Annotated in this window: 10 protein-coding genes and 1 pseudogene; 7 read left to right on the forward strand and 4 right to left on the reverse strand. The window is 72.0% G+C overall.

Features of this window, described 5'->3' with window-relative positions; genetic code table 11:
- The 3 genes from IG90_RS0116275 to IG90_RS0116285 all read left to right on the forward strand — a co-directional run bounded on the left by IG90_RS0116275 (window position 1) and on the right by IG90_RS0116285 (window position 3771).
- Entirely contained in the window at window positions 1–1458 is a 1458-nt protein-coding gene (locus tag IG90_RS0116275; RefSeq protein WP_030584162.1) for an aldehyde dehydrogenase family protein, read from the forward strand.
- Window positions 1459–1604: 146 nt separating this feature from the next.
- A complete protein-coding gene (locus IG90_RS0116280) occupies window positions 1605–2063 on the forward strand; it encodes an Lrp/AsnC family transcriptional regulator (protein ID WP_030584164.1) in 459 nt (152 codons plus the stop codon).
- 601 nt (window positions 2064–2664) lie between these two features.
- A complete protein-coding gene (locus tag IG90_RS0116285) occupies window positions 2665–3771 on the forward strand; it encodes a M23 family metallopeptidase (RefSeq protein WP_030584166.1) in 1107 nt (368 codons plus the stop codon).
- Between the two features lie 135 nt (window positions 3772–3906).
- On the opposite strand, the pseudogene IG90_RS43530 reads toward IG90_RS0116285, so the two are convergent.
- A pseudogene (locus tag IG90_RS43530) lies at window positions 3907–4035 on the reverse strand (family 1 glycosylhydrolase); the annotation flags it as partial.
- A gap of 67 nt (window positions 4036–4102) precedes the next feature.
- On the opposite strand from IG90_RS43530, the gene IG90_RS0116290 reads away from it, so the two are divergent.
- Window positions 4103–6652, forward strand: coding sequence for an ATP-binding protein (locus IG90_RS0116290; protein ID WP_078585274.1), 2550 nt, complete (start codon window positions 4103–4105; stop codon window positions 6650–6652).
- Between the two features lie 34 nt (window positions 6653–6686).
- Here the strand turns inward: IG90_RS0116290 and IG90_RS0116295 are convergent, their stop codons facing one another.
- Window positions 6687–7115 (reverse strand): response regulator, encoded by a 429-nt coding sequence (locus IG90_RS0116295; RefSeq protein WP_030584170.1) that lies wholly within the window; start codon window positions 7113–7115, stop codon window positions 6687–6689.
- A gap of 61 nt (window positions 7116–7176) precedes the next feature.
- Complete coding sequence (locus tag IG90_RS0116300) at window positions 7177–8979, reverse strand: PP2C family protein-serine/threonine phosphatase (RefSeq protein ID WP_030584172.1); 1803 nt, start codon at window positions 8977–8979, stop codon at window positions 7177–7179.
- Window positions 8980–9522: 543 nt separating this feature from the next.
- Between IG90_RS0116300 and IG90_RS0116305 the strand changes: the two genes are divergently transcribed.
- The 3 genes from IG90_RS0116305 (at window position 9523) to IG90_RS41990 (ending at window position 12554) form a co-directional block, all read left to right on the forward strand.
- On the forward strand, window positions 9523–10320 hold the full coding sequence (locus IG90_RS0116305; protein WP_030584174.1) for a carbon-nitrogen hydrolase family protein: 798 nt from the start codon (window positions 9523–9525) through the stop codon (window positions 10318–10320).
- A gap of 46 nt (window positions 10321–10366) precedes the next feature.
- Window positions 10367–12061, forward strand: coding sequence for a flavin monoamine oxidase family protein (locus tag IG90_RS0116310; RefSeq protein WP_030584177.1), 1695 nt, complete (start codon window positions 10367–10369; stop codon window positions 12059–12061).
- A gap of 181 nt (window positions 12062–12242) precedes the next feature.
- Complete coding sequence (locus IG90_RS41990) at window positions 12243–12554, forward strand: glycoside hydrolase family 6 protein (protein WP_277425635.1); 312 nt, start codon at window positions 12243–12245, stop codon at window positions 12552–12554.
- Here IG90_RS41990 and IG90_RS0116315 read toward each other — a convergent pair.
- The gene (locus IG90_RS0116315; RefSeq protein ID WP_030584180.1) at window positions 12466–13872 is read right to left on the reverse strand and encodes a uracil-xanthine permease family protein; all 1407 of its coding nucleotides are present in this window, start codon (window positions 13870–13872) and stop codon (window positions 12466–12468) included. The genes IG90_RS41990 and IG90_RS0116315 overlap by 89 nt on opposite strands.
- Between the last annotated feature and the right edge of the window lie 2 nt (window positions 13873–13874).

Raw genomic sequence — 13874 nt, forward strand, 5'->3', positions numbered from 1 at the left:
ATGTCCTTCTTCACTGACCTGGCCCACCAGTACATCGACGGCGAGTGGAGGCCGGGGAAGGGGTCCTGGGACATCATCGACTTCAACCCGTTCGACGGGGAGAAGCTCGCCTCGATCCCGGTCGCCACCGCCGACGAGGTCGACCAGGCCTACCGCGCCGCCGAACGCGCCCAGCAGGCGTGGGCGGACACCAACCCGTACAGCAGGCGGGCCGTACTGGAGAAGGCGCTGCACCTCGTCGAGGAGCGCGAGCCGGAGATCGGCGAGGCCATCGTCGCCGAACTCGGCGGCACCCGGCTGAAGGCCGCCTTCGAACTGCACCTGGCCAAGGAGTTCCTCCGCGAGGCGATCCAGCTGGCCCTGCGCCCCGCCGGACAGATCCTCCCCTCGCCCACCGAGGGCAAGGAGAACCGCGTCTACCGCGTGCCCGTCGGGGTCGTCGGCGTGATCAGTCCGTTCAACTTCCCCTTCCTGCTCTCCCTCAAGTCCGTCGCGCCCGCGCTGGCCCTCGGCAACGCCGTCGTCCTCAAGCCCCACCAGAACACCCCGATCTGCGGCGGTACCCTGCTGGCCAGGATCTTCGAGGACGCCGGGCTGCCCGCCGGGCTGCTGAACGTCGTGATCACCGACATCGCGGAGATCGGCGACACCCTGCTGGAGCACCCCGTGCCGCAGGTCATCTCCTTCACCGGCTCGGACAAGGTCGGCCGCCACGTCGCCACCGTCTGCGCCCGGAACCTCAAGCGCGCCGTTCTCGAACTCGGCGGCAACAGCGCCCTGATCGTTCTCGACGACGCCGATGTGGACTACGCCGTCGACGCGGCGGTCTTCAGCCGGTACGTCCACCAGGGCCAGGTCTGCATGGCCGCCAACCGCATCCTGGTCGACCGCGCCGTCGAGGCGGAGTTCACCGAGAAGTTCGTCGCCAAGGTCGCCTCGCTCACCGTCGGCGACCCCGCCGACCCGGCCACCCAGATCGGCCCGCTGATCAACTCCTCGCAGGCCGAGTCCGTCTCCAAGCTCGTCGACCAGACCGTGGCGGCCGGCGCGACGGCCCTCCTGCACGGCCGCGCCGACGGCAACCTCGTCAGCCCCTCGGTGCTGACCGGCCTCGCCGCCGACTCGCCCGTCCTGCACCAGGAGATCTTCGGCCCCGTCGCCCTGCTGATCCCCTTCGACGGCGAGGACGAGGCCGTCCGCATCGCCAACGACACCCCGTACGGGCTCAGCGGCGCCGTCCACACCGGCAACATCGAGCGCGGTGTCCGGATCGGGCAGCGCATCCACACCGGCATGATCCACATCAACGACGGCACCGTCCACGACGAGCCGATCGTCCCCTTCGGCGGCGAGAAGAGCTCCGGCCTCGGCCGGCTGAACGGCGACTCGATGATCGAGGCCTTCACCACCCAGAAGTGGATCTCCATCCAGCACGGCCGCTCGCAGTTCCCCTTCTGAGCACCCCCCTGCACCTTCCGACCGGTCCTGACCGGTCACCCCCTGCGCCGAGCACGCCCGCGACGGCGGCTCATGGTCTACTGCGGGAGGCGGCACGCGCCGCCTCCCGCAAGCCGACCCACCGCAGAGATAGTGAACCGCCCGACGTGCGCCTGAACGACCTCGACGAACGCATCGTCCACGCCCTCGCCGAAGACGCCCGGCGCTCCTACGCCGACATCGGCGCGCTCATCGGCCTCTCCGCCCCCGCCGTGAAACGCCGCGTCGACCGGCTGCGGGCGGAAGGCGCGATCACCGGTTTCACCGTGCGGGTCGACCCGGCGGCGCTCGGCTGGGAGACCGAGGGGTTCATCGAGATCTACTGCAGCCGCAACACCTCCCCGGAAGCGATCAAGCAGGGCCTCGCCCGCTACCCGGAGATCGCCGCGGCCTCCACCGTCACGGGCGACGCGGACGCGGTGGTGCAGGTCTTCGCCGCCGACATGCGCCACTTCGAACAGGTCCTGGAACGGATCGCGGGGGAGCCGTACGTCGAGCGGACCAAGTCCGTCCTGGTGCTCTCGCCGCTGCTGCGCCGGTACTCGGCGGAGGCCCCGCCCGTCTAGGGCGTGTTTCGAAAGGAGCGCCGTCCGCCCGGAGGGCGGGCTCGGCGGCGTCTGGTGCGTGCGATCGCAAGGCGGAGGGTCGTCCCGATACTGGATGTAACGGGGTGATCCCGACAACGCGGCGAGCGTGCGTGCCAGACGTCGCCGAGCAGGCGGGACTTTCGCCCTGGTGGAGATTCAGCGCCGGTGGACCGCCCGGCATGATCCGCCGGACAGGCCGTAGCCAGGGCGTCGTCCCCGGAGCCGCAGCCGGGCTTCGTACCGGACGACTCCCATGCCTTGCAGTCCTTGCGGTTGCCGGGCAGCGGCCGACCGATGACGACAACCGTCCGGCACGCCGGCAGGCCGCACTCCGACCTGAGACAGCCCCGTCCTGACCGTCATCGACTCCACGGTCCGGCGCCCGGTATCTCTTCTGAATCCCTGGCTACCTGATCTGTTCCGGCGGCCCACAGGCCCGTAAGCTACGCGCATAGATTTGGTGCAGACATGACAATGCATGGATGCCCTTGCTCTCGTATGGCGTGGCCGCACGCGTTTCACCCAGCTCTCGCTCCTGTCGACCTGTCAGCGCCCCTCTCGTCCAGAAGGGACACCACCCATGCTCTCCAAGCTGTCCGTGAGAACCACCGTCGCCGCCCTCGCCGCCATCGGCCTGCTCGCCACCGCGCCCTCGGCCACGGCGGCATTCCGTGACTCGGCCGCAACGCCTGCCGGGGCCCCGGCGACCGCCGCCCAGTCGCCTTCCCCCGATGTCACCGTGAAGATGCCGTCCGTGGTGGCCAACCGCCTCGGCACCGGTCGGCAGGCACTGATAGACGCCGTCTCCACAGACGTCCTCTCCCGGTCCCACGACGCCAAGGGGCTCGCCCCGAAAGCCGCCGTCAGGAAACTCGCCGATGAAGGCCGCAAGGTGGTCGTCGATGTCCGTACCGTCTCGGCCGGCTGGGCTCGTGGCGTCGCGTACGTCGAAGCGCCCCGCACCCACCACGGCGAGCCGGAGGGGTGGCTCTACATCGCTCACCGCAAGGACGGGCAATGGATCTCGGGCCTTGAGGGCGACCGTGAGTTCGCCGATCACGTGGCCAGGTCTCCGCTGGTCGGCAAGGCGGAGCGGCGGACCGTGGCGGCGTACGCTCAGCGCAAGGCGACTCCCCAGCAGGAGACGTCGGCAGTGGGGACCACGGCTGCCAACACCAACGGACTGCTGCTGCCCTGGATGCCCGACTACTACATGACTCTCACCGGCGGGGCGCACTCCCACACCGGCTCGACGGGCTACTGGAGCAGCCTCGACTTCGCGGGAGGCAACGCCAGCGGGCGGGTCCGCTCGTCCCGGGAGGGAACGGCGACCTCGATGTGCGGTGCCGGAGGCGGCTGGACCAGGGTGATCCACCCCGGCGGCTTCTCGACGGACTACTACCACATGTGGAACACCACCTACTACAACGGAACATCGATCGCCCGCAGCGCCCTGCTCGGCACTATCGGCACCGACACCTGTGCCGGCGGGGCCGCGACCGGAGCCCACGTGCACTGGAGCCTGCGCACGTACGACGCCAACTACAACGGCCAGTACACCTGGCTCAACGGCCGCACCATCGGCGGCTGGGCCTGGTGGAACGGCTCCAGCCAGTACACCGGGTGCGCAACCCGCTCGGGCGTCACCGCCTGCCCCGGCACGGCGATCTACAACCGCACGAGCTGACCACCGCCCTGTGACTTCGCCCCGGACGCGAGCCCGGGGCGAAATCGCAGGGCTGGACGGGCGGTGGGACCGGTCGGGGTGGCAGAAAGTCGTGGTACGGGATCGCTCTCGCCGGTCGCCTCGCCCTCCCCCCCCTCACCCCCGCTCCAGCCCGCCCCGGGCGATCACCCCCGCATACCACCGCTCACGGTCCTTCACCGTGCGGCGCTGCGACGCGAAGTCCACGTGGACGATGCCGAAGCGCTTGCTGAAGCCGTACGCCCACCGGCGGAATCGCCCGGTGGAAGGGTGTGCGCGGGACTGCGGACGGGAAGGCGAAGTTCGTCATGCTATGCACCCGTGGGCAGGAAGGCGCGAGCGGGGCGACGGACGGCGGGACGGAGAGCAGGCAGTGTCCGACGAGGTACGGGGGTGGCTCTCCCCGAAAGCGGTGGCGGCCGAGGCCGGTGTGAGCCAGGAGTTCGACCTCTCCCAGTGCGTGCGGGAGCCGATCCACCTGCTCGGCGGCGTCCAGTCGTACGGGGCCCTGGTCGCAGCCCGGTCGCACGACGCCGTGGTCGACACGGTGAGCCGGAACGCACGGGAGGTACTGGGGCGGGCGGCCGAGGAGCTGGTGGGGCGGCCGGTCACGGAGCTGATCGGTGAGGAGCAGTGGGCGCTGGCGCGGGAGAGCGCGGAGGCCGTGGCGGGCTTCCCGGTGAACTCCGCGGTGATCCCCCCGGAGAACTCCGGCCCGGCCTCCCCGCCGGACGGGCCCGCTGCCTCCGGTGTGCTGTCCCTCGCTCTTGAGCAGGACGGGCGGGCCCGGCTCTTCGACGTGACCGTCCACCGGGTCGCGGAGCTGCTGGTGCTGGAGTTCGAACCGCGTTCGGCGGACCGGCCGTTCGTGTTCCAGAGCTTCTATCCCCGGGTACGCCGCGCCCTGCAGCGGCTCCAGGGCGCGGCCGGCGTCACCGAGTGCTGTGAGGCCGCCGTCGGCGAGGTCCAGGCGCTCACCGGCTACGACCGGGTGGTGGCATACCGGTTCGAGGGCACCGACGGACCCGGCCAGGTCATCGCGGAGGTGCGCAACGAGGGGCGGGAGCCGTGGCTGGGGCTGTGGTTCCCGGCCAGCGACATCCCGCCGCAGGCCCGCCGCCTCTACGCCCGCAACTGGATCCGGGCCATCGCTGACGTGGACGACCGGACCGTGGGGCTGCTGCCCGAGCTGCGGGAGGAGACGGGCGAGCCGCTGGACCTGTCGGGCTCGATACTGCGGACCGTCTCCGGCTACCACCTGGAATACCTGCGCAACATCGGTGTGACCTCGTCCATGTCCGTCTCGCTCCTGCAGGACGGTGAGCTGTGGGGGCTGATCGCCTGCCACGGTGACGAGCCGAGACGGCTGACCCCCGAAGTACGGGCGGCCTGCGAGTTCTTCGGGATCGCGCTGTCCCTGCAACTGGCGGCCGTCGCGGAGCGCGAGCAGGCCGACGAGCTGTCCGGGTACCGGCGGGCACTCGCCGCGCTGCTGGCCCAGCTCACCTCCCAGGCGCCGGACGCGCTGCCGTTCCCCGACTCCGGGGTGCCCGAACTCATCCACGCGGACGGGGCGTTGCTGATCCGGGGTACGGAGACGCTGGCGACCGGGGCCCCTCCCCCCGAAGGGCTGCCCCGCCTGCTGGAGCGGCTCGCCGACCGGAGTCCGGTCGGCGAGGTGTGGAGCAGCGACCGGGTGCCGGAGGTGCTGGGGCTCGAGCCGGCGGACGCGGAGGCCCGGGAGCTGCCCGCGGGCCTCCTCTTCCTCCCCTTCAACCGGGACGGCGACCTGCTGGCCTGGTGGCGCCGTGAACTGCCCGCGCCCCGGGAGTGGGCGGCGGATCCGGCACGCCCGGTGCGCACGGGGCCGGGCGGTGAGCGGCTGACCCCGCGCGGTTCGGCGGCCGTCCACCGGGCGACCGTACGCGGGCGGAGCGAGCCGTGGAGCCCCGCGCAGCGGGTCGTCGCCGGGGAGCTGTGGCGGGAGATGTCGGGCCTGCTGAGCCGTCGGACGGCGTACCTGGAGGCGCGGAACACCGAGCTGTCCCGGACCAACGAGGACCTGGACTCCTTCGCGCACGCGGCGGCCCACGACCTGAAGGAGCCGTTGCGGGGGATCTCGAACGCGGCGTCCTTCATCGTCGAGGACGCCGGTTCCGAACTGGACGCCACCTCGCTGCGCCGGCTCACCACGGTCGGCCGGCTCGCGGAGCGCATGGACGGGCTGCTCGACTCCCTGCTGCACTTCTCCCGCCTCGGCCAGGTGGGCCTGCGGCGGGAGCTGTTGTCGCTGGACGAGGTGGTGGACGACGCGCTGGTCGTCGCCGGGGCCCGGCTGGCGGAGCAGGGTGTGACCCTGGTGCGCCCGGCCGCCCTGCCCTGGCTGCGCGCGGACCGGGAGCGGCTGCGCGAGGTGCTGGAGAACCTGCTGGTCAACGCGGCCAAGTACGCGGCGGACGAGGGCACGGGGGAGCGGCGGGTGTGGGTGGAGGCGGTGCCGGTGGTGCCGCCGGGCGGGGACACCGAGGTGCCGGTGGTGCCGCCGGGCGGGGACACCGAGGACCCGGACAGCGGCGGGGACGGGCGGCCGGTGACCGCTGTGGTCGTGCGGGACAACGGCATCGGGATCCCGCCCGACCGTCACGAGGACGTCCTCCAGCTGTTCCGCCGACTGCACGCCCGGGGCGAACGGGGCGGCGGTTCCGGCGTCGGCCTCGCCGTGGTCAAGCGGATCGTGGAACGCCACGGGGGCCGACTGTGGCTGGAGAGCCCGGCCGCCGCCCCGGACGGCAGCCGGGGCGGCGGTCCGGGGACGGCGGTGTGGTTCACGCTGGGCGGGGCGGACTCCCCGCCCAGCGGGTGACGCCGGTCCGCCCGGCCGGGGCCCGGGGTGCGGGCTACCCGGCGGCGGACCGCCCGTCGGTCCTCTGCGCGATCCAGAAGTCGACCGCTCCCCGCAGGACCGTCTGGAACAGCTCGAAGTTGACGGGCTTGTAGATGTAGCTGTCGGCGCCCGCCGCGTAGCAGGCGTCCTCCTCCGCCGAGGAGGTGGACGACGTGAAGACGATGACCGTCAGGGACGCGCACTCGGCGTGCCCGCGCAGGTCCGACAGGAGGGTCAGACCGTTCGTGCCCGGCATGTTCAGGTCGAGCAGCACCAGGTCCGGCATCCGGGCGGAGGGGTCGAGGAGGCGGGGCACCACCGCGTCGCTGCGTGGCGCGAACTCCACCTGCAGGGAGGGGTGGGAGCGCGACAGGGCCCGTTGGATGGCCTCCGTGTCCTCCTCCGAGTCCTCCACGACGAGGATCAGTCCATCGCTGTTCATGTGGGACCTGCCTGTTCGCCGGTTCGGTTGTCCGTCGCGGCCCTGCTGGTACGGGTGCTCATCACAGGGCCGCCCGTTCGAGCCGGAGGGCGTGGGGGAGCGGGCCGGTACCGGGTGGGACGCCGGTCCAGCGGGCCACGAGCAGGGCGATGTCGTCCTGTCCGGAGGCGCGGAACCCCTTGGCCTGCCGGGCCAGGCTCTCCGCGATGTGCGCGGCGTCGAGACCGCGGAGGGCGGCGAGCCGTTGCGGCAGGACGCTCTCGAAGAAGGTGCCGTCCGCTTCCCGTGACTCGGTGAGCCCGTCGGTGAACAGCACCAGGGTGTCGTCCGGGGCGAGCCGGTCCTCGTGACTCTCGTAGGAGACGTCGTCCAGGACGCCGAGGAGGAGCCCGTCGCAGAGCACTTCGGACACCGTGCCGTCGCCGCGGAGCACCAGGGGGGCGGGGTGCCCGGCACTGCACGTGCTGACCAGCGCCGTGCCGTCGGCCTGGGGCGTCAGCGTCGTGACGACCGCGGTGAGGAAGCGGCTCGCCCGCTCCTGGCGCAGGGCCCGGTTGAGGCGAATCAGGGCGGTGCCCGCGTCGGTGCCCTCCTCCAGCAGGGTGCGCAGGGTGTGGCGGGCGAGACCGGTGAGGGCCGCCGCCTCCGCGCCGCGTCCGCAGACGTCGCCGATCAGCAGGGCGATGCTTCCGTCGGGCCGGGGCACGGCGTCGTAGAAGTCGCCGCCGACGTCGAGCATGGGGTCGCCGACCTCGTAACTCGCTGACAGGTCCCACTGGTCGGTGACCGGGAGCCGCGAGGGGAGCAGGTGCTCCTGGAGCGAGAGGACGGCGTTGCGGCGGAGCTCGTAGAGCAGGGCGTTGTCGATGGCGAGTGCGGCCCGGGTGGCGAGGCTGCGGAGGAAGGCGCTGTCCGGCAGCCGGGCCTCGGGCCGCTGGTAGACGAAGGTGATGCTGCCGACGACACGGCCCCGGGCGTGGAGCGTGCTGATGCTGACGACGGTCGGGTGGCGGCCGTCCCCGGCCGTTGCGGCGTCGGCGGCGAAGGGCGAGCCGTCGAGTGCGGCGCCGCTCAGGAACAGGGGGTCCTCGTCCTCGCCCCGGCGGGCGAGCAGTGCGGCCAGCCACGGGTCGTCGCGGCCCGCCGCCTCCAGTGCGCGCTGCTGCTGGACGGCGACGTGCGTGGCGGCGACGAACTCCGGGCCCTCACTGCGCAGCAGGTGTACGAGACATCCGTCGGCGACGGCCGGAACGGCGATCCGGGCCACCCGCCGCAGGGTGTCGACCACGTCCAGGGACGAGTCCATCTGGAGCGAGGCCTCGGCCAGCAGCGCGTCGTCCGCGCCCCGGCGGGCCTCACGGCCGCGCTGGAGGATGCCGGTGCGGCAGGCGACGATGACGTCGGCCGCCTGCATGAGCCGGCGCTCGACGGCCGGTACGTCCGCCGAGGCGTCGACGGCGGCACCGAGCGTGGCCCAGCCCCGGCGGTCGAGCCGGAAGGTGCAGGCCACGACGGAGGTCCCGGGCGGCGTCTGGCGCAGGAACTCCGCCTCCGGCCACACCGCGTCGTCCAGGCCGGCCACGGCGGACCGGATGACCACGGGGTCGTCACCCGGCTCGCGTACGGCCGCCGCCGGCACCGTCCGCGGGGCCGTGACGATCACCGGGGCGTCACTCCCGTCGCTCAGGACGCGCGTGTACCGCAGGACCTGCTTCTCGTCCCAGCGGGTGCCCACGACGACGTGGACGCCCGGGGTGGCGAGGAGCGGCGCGTAGACGTCGTCCGCGAGCGCCTCGACCTCCTCGGCCCGTGAAGAGGCCTGCCAGAGCCGGTGCAGCGCACTGGACCAGGCGTCGTCGACCATGTGCCCGCCCTCCGGTGCCGTCGGGTCTCCGTACTCCCGCCAGTATGACCGGCGGGCAGGCATTCATGCCGTGTGAGCAGTTCCGGTGAGCCGCTGGACGTCCCGGCGCCGTCCGACCGCTCAGACCTCCGCCGGGGCCTCCGCCGGGGCCTTCGCCGGGAGCCGGGGTCCGTGCCGTCGGGGGTGCCTCGGTCCGTTGCCGGGGGGGTGTCGACCGGGGCGGCGACCGTGGAGCGGGCCGGCTCCCGGGAGACGTCGAACCCGGTCAGCATGTCCTTGCTGAAGCCGAAGAGGTACGTCGCGAGGAACCCGGCGACGTACCCCACGAGCCGGGCGGCGCCTTAGTCAGGGGACCTGGCGCGCAGTGGTGCACATCACCCCGCTGACCTGCGTAGATCCCCGGCGCAACGATTCGCCGTGCGAGGCGGTTCCCGCGCAACGAATCAACGGTCGGCGCGCAACACTCGCGCCTTGTCCGGGCCGAACCGGGCCACGTACCTTCGATACGTCTCCCCACCCCGCCCGCACCGTCCGAGGTCAGCCATGCCGTCGTTGCGTACCGCCCTGCTCCAGAGCTCCGGACGTCCGGGCGTCGTCGCCGAGAACCTGAAGGTGCTCGACGAGGCCGCCGCACGGGCCGCCGGCGCGGGAGCCCGGCTGCTGGTCACGCCCGAGCTGTTCCTCACCGGATACGCCATCGGCGACGCCGTCCCCGTACTGGCCGAGCCCGCCGACGGCCCCGGCGCCGAGGCCGTCGGCGAGATCGCCGTACGCCACGGCCTCGCCGTCCTGTACGGCTACCCGGAGCGCGACGGGGAGCGGATCTTCAACGCGTCCCAGCTCATCGGCTCCGACGGCGCACGGCTCGCGAACTACCGCAAGACCCACCTCTTCGGCTGCTTCGAGCAGGAGTGGTTCACCCCCGGCGAGCAGGCCGTCGTCCAGGCCGACCTCGACGGCCTCCGTATCGGGCTGCTGATCTGCTACGACGTCGAGTTCCCGGAGAACGTCCGGGCGCACGCCCTGGCCGGCACCGACCTGCTGCTGGTGCCCACCGCGCAGATGCACCCCTTTCAGTTCGTCGCCGAATCCGTCGTCCCCGTCCGGGCCTTCGAGAACCAGATGTACGTGGCGTACGTCAACCGCACCGGCCCGGAAGGCGAGTTCGAGTTCGTCGGGCTCAGCTGCCTGGCCGGCCCCGACGGCACCGTGCGCACCCGCGCCGGCCGCGGCCAGGAACTCGTAGTCGGCGACGTGGACCCGGAGTTCCTGACCGCTTCGCGCGCCGCCAACCCCTATCTGCACGACCGCCGCCCCGGCCTGTACGGCTCCCTCGCCTGAGCCCGCCCCGCCTTCACTTCCTTACCGCGCAAGGAGTCCGTACCCCATGACGTCCACGGTGCCCAACGCCGTCCAGCACACCGAAGCGGCCGCCCCGCCGATCACCATGTTCGGGCCGGACTTCCCGTACGCGTACGACGACTTCCTCGCCCACCCGGCGGGCCTCGGGCAGATACCGGCGACCGAACACGGCCAGGAGGTCGCCGTCATCGGCGGCGGGCTCTCCGGCATCATCGCCGCGTACGAGCTGATGAAGATGGGCCTCAAGCCCGTCGTCTACGAGGCCGATCAGATCGGTGGCCGGCTGCGCACCGTCGGCTTCGACGGCTGCGACCCCTCGCTCACCGCCGAAATGGGCGCGATGCGCTTCCCGCCCTCCTCGACGGCGCTCCAGCACTACATCGACCTGGTGGGCCTGGAGACCCGGCCCTTCCCCAACCCGCTCTCCCCGGCCACGCCCTCGACCGTCGTGGACCTCAAGGGCGAGTCGCACTACGCCGAGACCATCGACGACCTGCCGCAGGTCTACCGCGACGTGGCCGAGGCCTGGAACGCCTGTCTGGAGGAGGGCGCCGACTTCTCCGACATGAACCGGGCGCTGCGCGAGCGCGACGTCCCGCGCATCCGGGAGATCTGGGCGCGGCTCGTGGAGCGGCTCGACAACCAGACCTTCTACGGCTTCCTCTGCCAGTCCGACGCGTTCAGGTCCTTCCGGCACCGCGAGATCTTCGGCCAGGTCGGCTTCGGCACCGGCGGCTGGGACACCGACTTCCCCAACTCCATCCTCGAGATCCTGCGCGTCGTCTACACCGAGGCCGACGACCACCACCGCGGCATCGTCGGCGGCAGCCAGCAGCTCCCGCTCCGCCTGTGGGACCGCGAGCCGCAGAAGATCGTCCACTGGCCGCTCGGCACCTCGCTGTCCTCCCTGCACGACGGCGAACCGCGAGGCGCCGTGACCCGGCTGACCCGCACCGCGGGCAACCGCATCACCGTCACCGACGCCACCGGCGACATCCGCACCTTTCGGGCCGCGGTCTTCACCGGCCAGTCCTGGCTGCTGCTCTCCAAGATCGACTGCGATGACACGCTCTTCCCGATCGACCACTGGACGGCGATGGAACGCACCCACTACATGGAGTCGTCCAAGCTGTTCGTGCCGGTCGACCGGCCCTTCTGGCTGGACAAGGACGAGATCACGGGCCGCGACACCATGTCGATGACGCTCACCGACCGGATGACCCGGGGGACGTACCTCCTGGACGAGGGGCCGGACGGGCCCGCCGTCATCTGCCTCTCCTACACGTGGTGCGACGACAGCCTGAAGTGGCTGCCGCTCTCCCCGAAGGAGCGCATGGAGGTCATGCTCAAGTCGCTCGGCGAGATCTACCCGAACGTCGACATCCGCAGCCACATCATCGGCAACCCGGTCACCGTCTCCTGGGAGAACGAGCCCTGGTTCATGGGTGCGTTCAAGGCGAACCTGCCCGGCCACTACCGCTACCAGCGGCGGCTGTTCACCCACTTCATGCAGGACAAGCTGCCCGCCGACAAGCGGGGCCTGTTCCTCGCGGGCGACGACATCTCCTGGACGGCCGGCTGGGCCGAGGGTGCCGTGCAGACCGCGCTGAACGCCGTGTGGGGCGTCATGCACCAGTTCGGCGGGGCGACCGACGCGACCAACCCCGGCCCCGGCGACGTCTTCGACGAGATCGCCCCGGTGGAGCTCCCGGAGGACTGAGGGCGAAGGCGGCACACCGACGCGCGCGTCACCGGCAGGGCGTGAGCAGGAAACGCGCCACCAGGCCCGCGCCCGCGATGGTCCGCCGCGGCCGTCTGGTTCACCGCCCACGACCCGGACCGGACAGCCGTGCAGGTCCGCGCGGTCACCCGGGGCGCGGCCGCCGCGGGGCCGGAACCCGGTGCTCGTGCCGTACGCGACACCCGACCGGGACTGCGGCGGCGCGTCCCGGGGCGGGGCGCCGGACCTCGCCGCGTACGACGCGTGGATACGGCAGTTCGCCGAGGGGCTCGGCGCGGGCCCGGCGATCGTGATCCTGGAACCGGACTCCATCACCCTCTCCGACTGCCTCAGCGCCTCCGGGCAGGCGGCCCGCTTCGCCTCGCCGGCCCGGGGCCGCCGGGTCAGGACTTCCCGGGCCCCGCACCCTCGTCGCCGGAATCCTCGTCGTACGCGGAGGTGCCCGAGTCCAGCAGCGGTTCCTGCGTCTTGAGATGGGCCGGGGCGAAGGCCCGCAGCACGTGGTAGCCGGTGATCACGACGATCGTGCCGAGCGCGATGCCGCCCAGCTCGAAGTTGTCGGTGATCTTCAGGCTGACCCCGCCGACGCCGATGATGATGCCCGCGGCGGCCGGGACCAGATTGAGCGGATTACGCAGGTCCACCCGGCCGTTGAGCCAGATCTGCGCGCCGAGCAGGCCGATCATCCCGTACAGGATCACGGTGATCCCGCCGAGTACCCCGCCCGGGATCGCGGCGACGACCGCGCCGAACTTGGGGCAGAGGCCGAAGAGCAGGGCGAAGCAGGCCGCCGCCCAGTACGCGGCCGTGGAGTAGACGCGGGTCGCGGCCATCACGCCGATGTTCTCGGAGTACGTGGTGTTGGGCGGGCCGCCCACGGCGGTGGAGAGCATCGACGCCGCGCCGTCCGCCGCGATGGCGGTGCCGAGCTTGTCGTCCAGCGAGTCCCCGGTCATCTCGCCCACGGCCTTCACGTGCCCGGCGTTCTCCGCGACCAGCGCGATCACCACGGGCAGTGCCACCAGGATCGCGGACCACTCGAAGCTCGGCGCGTGGAAGGACGGCAGCCCGATCCAGTCGGCCTCGCCGACGGCGGACAGGTTCAGGCGCCAGTGGTCGGTGGCGGCGCCACCGCCGAGCGGAGAGTGGATCTTGCCGAACACCAGGTCCAGGACCCAGGACAGCGCGTATCCGAAGACCAGCCCCAGGAAGATCGCGATCCGGGAGAGGAAGCCACGCAGACACACGACGGCGAGGCCGGTGAACAGCATCACCGCGAGCGCCGTCCACTGGTCCTGCGGCCAGTACGTCGACGCGGTCACCGGCGCGAGGTTGAAGCCGATCAGCATCACCACCGCGCCCGTCACCACCGGTGGCATCGCCGCGTGGATGATCCGTGCGCCGAACCGCTGCACGGCGAGTCCCACGAGGAAAAGGGCCACCGCGACCACGAACACCGCACCCGTGATGGTGGCGGCATCGCCGCCGCTCGCCCGGATCGTGGCCGCGACGCCGACGAAGGAGAGCGAGCAGCCCAGATAGCTGGGCACCCGGCCCTTGGTCGCCAGCAGGAAGATCGCGGTCGCGACCCCGGACATCATGATCGCGAGGTTCGGGTCGAGGCCCATCAGGACCGGAGCGACGAACGACGCCCCGAACATCGCCACCACGTGCTGTGCGCCGAGTCCGAACGTACGGGGCCAGGAGAGCCGTTCGTCGGGGCGCACCACCGCCCCGGGCGCCGGTGTCTTCCCGTCGCCGTGCAAGGTCCAGCGCACGCCGAGGCTCATGG

Origin of the sequence: Streptomyces anulatus (assembly GCF_000721175.1) — a bacterium.
In the GTDB taxonomy this organism is placed as follows: domain Bacteria; phylum Actinomycetota; class Actinomycetes; order Streptomycetales; family Streptomycetaceae; genus Streptomyces; species Streptomyces anulatus_C.